The organism is Edaphobacter sp. (assembly GCF_035532915.1).
GTDB lineage: Bacteria > Acidobacteriota > Terriglobia > Terriglobales > Acidobacteriaceae > Edaphobacter.
Genome location: NZ_DATKQC010000149.1, coordinates 1 through 4,548, shown reverse-complemented (window position 1 = coordinate 4,548; position 4,548 = coordinate 1). Strand labels below are relative to the sequence as shown.

4 protein-coding genes are annotated in these 4,548 nt (G+C 57.5%); 1 reads left to right on the top strand and 3 read right to left on the bottom strand.

Going from position 1 to position 4,548, the window contains the following annotated elements; genetic code table 11:
* On the top strand, positions 1-1,003 hold a 1,003-nt coding region (locus VMU57_RS07275; protein ID WP_325381970.1), incomplete at its 5' end, for a hypothetical protein.
* Between the two features lie 145 nt (positions 1,004-1,148).
* Here the strand turns inward: VMU57_RS07275 and VMU57_RS07270 are convergent.
* The 3 genes from VMU57_RS07270 to VMU57_RS07260 form a co-directional block, all read right to left on the bottom strand.
* A complete protein-coding gene (locus VMU57_RS07270) occupies positions 1,149-2,705 on the bottom strand; it encodes a Fic family protein (protein WP_325381969.1) in 1,557 nt (518 codons plus the stop codon).
* Between the two features lie 502 nt (positions 2,706-3,207).
* Positions 3,208-3,489 (bottom strand): hypothetical protein, encoded by a 282-nt coding sequence (locus VMU57_RS07265; protein WP_325381968.1) that lies wholly within the window; start codon positions 3,487-3,489, stop codon positions 3,208-3,210.
* An 89-nt stretch (positions 3,490-3,578) separates the two neighbouring features.
* Complete coding sequence (locus tag VMU57_RS07260) at positions 3,579-4,379, bottom strand: hypothetical protein (protein ID WP_325381967.1); 801 nt, start codon at positions 4,377-4,379, stop codon at positions 3,579-3,581.
* Between the last annotated feature and the right edge of the window lie 169 nt (positions 4,380-4,548).

The following is a 4,548-nucleotide window of genomic DNA, read 5'->3' as shown; positions in this document are numbered from 1 at the left end:
CTTGAAAGCCGATCCGCTCAAACTTCTGGAAAAGTATTTCGACGCATTTGTCTATGTGGCAAATTGGGGGACGCGAGAATTCCATCTTCGCTTGCCGAAGGATCTGGTCGACGTCAAACATCTCAAGTCGATACTTCCAGGCGAAGCTGCGAGCGTACGGAGTGCCGGACAGTTCGTGATTATCAGCTTTGAAAGTGAAGTTGAGTCCGACGACGACTGGGATGATGGCACTGGCTGGATGGGATCGTTGGTTTCTCTGCGCTCCAATCTTCTTCGCAGCGATTTTCGTTGCCTGTATCTCGGATGGCTGCATAGCGTGGAGTGTCACGAATTCTCTGAAGATACACTGGAGCCACCTGTGCCTGCCGGCCTGCGCGAATTGTCAGCGCCCCTTGATTCGTTGATCGAATTCCTTGGGATCGATGAGGATCTCGTCGAAGTTGCAGCCACCGCTTCTGCGCCATTGAAAGCAGGGCCGTCGCGGAAGGAACTTGCAACCTGGTTTCGGGGCTTGCCTGCGAATGATAAGGATGACTTGCTCGTCGGCTTTCTGTCAGAGTCCAGTGAACGGTGCAGGCTCGAACTCCTGCAGCGCTTTCAGCGGGAGAACGCCGTCGCGGCGAGCCACGGTGCAATCGAACGGCGTAAAGTGAAAGATCTCCTGACAGCAGCCCGTGTCCGCGCCGATGAGCGGGCAAGGCAATTGAGTGCCAAGCGAGCGGCTGACGCAGCACGGAAGAAAGCGAAGGATGAGGCGGATCGCGCGGTGTACCTGGACGGTCTGGCGAAGCGCGCGAAGGTGGTCTGGAAGCAAGTGGAGACGTATATCCAGCAGCGGCAGCCGAAGGATTACGAGCGGGCAGTGATTCTGCTAGTGGATCTGCATGACCTGGCTGTTCGCCAAGAAGATGAAACCGGCTTCCAGTTGACAATGGAGGAGCTTCGTAAAACACATGCCGCCAAGGGCGCCTTCCTGCGGCGACTGGCGAAGGCGAATCTGTGAGGGAAGCCCGCGCATCATCGCTATCCGCCGAGAAGCACTTACACCAAATACCGAAAACAAACGCTCTGCTCTCGGCCACCCCCAGGTTCGCGCCGAAAACTTACTCAAAAGACTCTGCGCAAGCCCCCAGGCTGCGGAAGTTGAGCTAGCTTTCGAAGTCTTCGAAGGCTTCGCGGACGATGGCCTCAATGGAGGCTACTTCATCGTCGGTCAACTTCTCAAACTCGCCTTCGCGTCGCTTGCGGCCTAGCTTGCCTTCGTTTAGGCGAATATACCTGACGAGATTCTCCGCCATTCTGTCCGGCATCTCAACCATGTTCATAATGCGGCGCATTGCCTCATCATTCCGTCGCAGGAAGTCGATTTCCTGAGGCAGGTCCTTATCGATGGCGCGCGCAACACAGGCGTAGAGAAATTCTGCCGCCTCGGTGCAGTCGAAGTACCGGTAGAGGTCGGCCGTATCGTTCAGGACCTCGACGTTTCTCTCGGGTGTCGGCCGCCATTCGATGAAGTTCATCAGAGTTCCCGAATGTGCGCGCAGCGTGTCACGGTAGGTGTCGATCCGGTCGAGCATGACAGGAGAGACCGGGAATACCATGCCGGGCGGTGTGAATTTTCTCTCCGCCAGAACGTGATGGATCAGGCAGCGGTGGAGACGCCCGTTGCCGTCCTGGAACGGGTGGATGTAGACGAAACCGAACGCCGTCGCCGCCGCCTGGAGTACTGAATCGAGATCTCCTTCGCGCATGCGCTCGTTCGCGGCGATCAAGCCCTGCATCAGGGGCAGCAGATCTTGAGAGCGCGCACCGATGAATTCCGGTAGCGGATCGCCCTCAAGATCGCGGTCGCCCAGGAAAACGCCATCCAATCGCAAACCGGCCCGCGTGAAGCGCGTGTCCTCGATCAGCACGGTATGCAGGCGCAAAATTTCATCAATCGTCAGTGGGTTCTTTCCGGCTTGCAGCACCGCCCGGCCCCACCGCTCCAGTCGGCTGCGCGGCGGCTTTTCACCTTCGATCTCGAAGCTAGCGCGGCTGTCCGCTAGCAACAGGAAACTGGCCGCGCGCGCGACCACGCTCGCTCCGGTACGTCCAATGACCTCGTTCGCCTTGGTTCCAAGCGCGCGCGCGCTGAAGTCTACGAGCGCCTGCGTCCTGCGAATGACAGGGCAGAAGGCAGGCGTGCCGAGCAGATTGTCGCGTACCTTGTGACGACGCGAGAGCCGCGGTGCCGCGGTGAAATAAAGGCGGTCATCCAGAAGATCGGTGAAACTCGCCTCCGCCGCGTCGGGAATGTCGAGCGTCCGGCCGGTGAGGAACTCATAGAGGAACCAGGCGCGCCGATTAGGTGCGCCGGTCGGAGCGCTGCGCACGAACGCGGTGACGGTATCTTGCGGGACGGCTTCGAATAGCCGTTTCAGGACCAGCAGATCAATGTCGTCGTGTCGCAGCGCGAATCCCAACTGATCGCCGAAGGAGTCGCCCTGCCAGTACCGCTTGTCGAAGACATTCCAGCCCCTCTCCTCCCGGCGGCTCGCCTTGACGTGCTGTTCGGATACGACGCTCGGGCGGCGGACAGGGGCCTGAACACCAAATGTCTGAACGAGGGCCGCCCAGCCCGCCAGCCTTGTGTCAGTTGGCACCATCTTCTCTTGGAAGGTTCTGACGTAACCATCATTACGGAGATGATTCTCGGCGGCCACGGTCGAAAACTCCTCTTTCCGGTCGAAAGCAAACGATAATTTCTCTATCTGGTCGAAAACAACTATACATGACTTCAGGTCGGAAACCAATCTTTCCGGTCGAAAATAGCCTTTATTTTTGAAGCAAGGTCGAAAATATCCAATAAATGTCGATATTGGGCCTGACTTTCTGCTGATTTTTTTGGCCTCAGAAAGCACCCTGCCGAACTGAACGACTGCTCCCGACCGCGGTTCGACATTGCAGGCACCTTGAACAACCGCCAAATGGACCGACGCGGGCTTGCTCGCCAGCTTCCCGCGATGCCAGGACGGTCACAGCACATCCCAACTGGGAGGATCAGTATCGCAAAACGTTCAGTGGCAGGAAAGCCCTCTCCGTTGACTTTAACCATGGGCTCGCAAGGATCAGCCCCATATCCGAGTCCAATGCCTGTCTGCTCATGGTGGAATGCGCTGCCAAGGCGTCCATGATGGCGTTAAGAGCAAGTCCACCCACGAATTGCTATCCAGCGGAACGATTGCGATCTGCACCTGGTATTTCCCGGCGTAGTTTCCCGAAAAACTCATGGATAGCCAAGCGCATCCCTTCGCGACAACCCATTTGCTCGAATTCCGACTTCCGCCACGGCGCGCAGTGCGTTTCCATGACTAACTCTAAAGCGACTGCCTTCTCCAATTCTTCAAGGTCGTTGATTCTATCCTTGAATTGTGATTGGAGTCGAGCGCGTGTGACGTTGCGGCCCTCGATACGGGCGAAGCGATACTGCTCAAATTCGCGATTCATCGTAATTCTCCTTAGTCGGGTGATCTTGGGCAGAAGAAAGCGCCAGCCATCGGAACCGATGGCTGGCGCTGCATTATCTTGCTGGCGCTTTAGTGGTTCAGGAACAGTTTGCCGTCCGCATTGAAGGCACTGCGGAGGATGATTCTTGCTTCACGGAGATTACGATGAACCGTACTCCGATCAGTTCCCATCGCTTGGGCAATCGCATTCGGATTAAGGATCGGCCTTCTGCCTCTTTCCCTTTTCCATTTGTCAGGATCGCCCGATGCCGTGAAAGTGTGCTCCTTGAGCGCCTCGTCCGGGCCGAGTGCTCGAATGCAGAGTAGAGTTGCGCACACATCGGGTCGCAAGTTCGGGAAGCCGGTTACCTGATCGAGTAGGTCCCGAGCGATGATGTCCTGCTCGGCCTGATTGTTGTGCGCCTTGATGTGGATGGGAAGCGCGGCGAGATCGGCGACTGCCCGAATGCCGTCGTTCTCCTCGCGCCTAAAATACGATCGCACGGCTCCCAACGCCAGTGCACGAAGTAGATAGCGTCGAAATGCATCGCTCCCCGTCTCCACGGCAAAGTTGCACTGAAACACGGCAATCGCCGCCGCGACTGCGCCATCGTACATCAATTCAAGTTGCCAATCTGATGGGTAAACGAAAACCTTGTGCGCCCGACGGCGCGCGGCCTTCTCAGCCAAGGGAAGCGTGCAGGCAAGAAATACATCCAGTGCGCTCGAATGGCCGTGATCGTGGCGGTACACGGCTTCGGCAACCTGAATGCGCTCTGTCTTCTCGGAGGCTGTGAAGAGATGGTGCAGTAGATCCGACATCTGTAGAGTGTCGAGAGTGGGAATTTTGTTGTGGGTGAGCAGATTCCTTACGGTGTCGATGATCGGCATACGGTGCTCCTGATGTCGCCCGCTTGGGGCGGAGTGGCGTCCACGAGCAAGAGCACCCAAACCCAAATTTCTTTTGTTGAGTGCCCCCGCTTCATGGCTCTTTGCGGCGGTCAGGGGCGCGGAGGGTTCTGTCAAGGCCGCCACAGGCGCCGCGTCAGCGGTCGAAGTG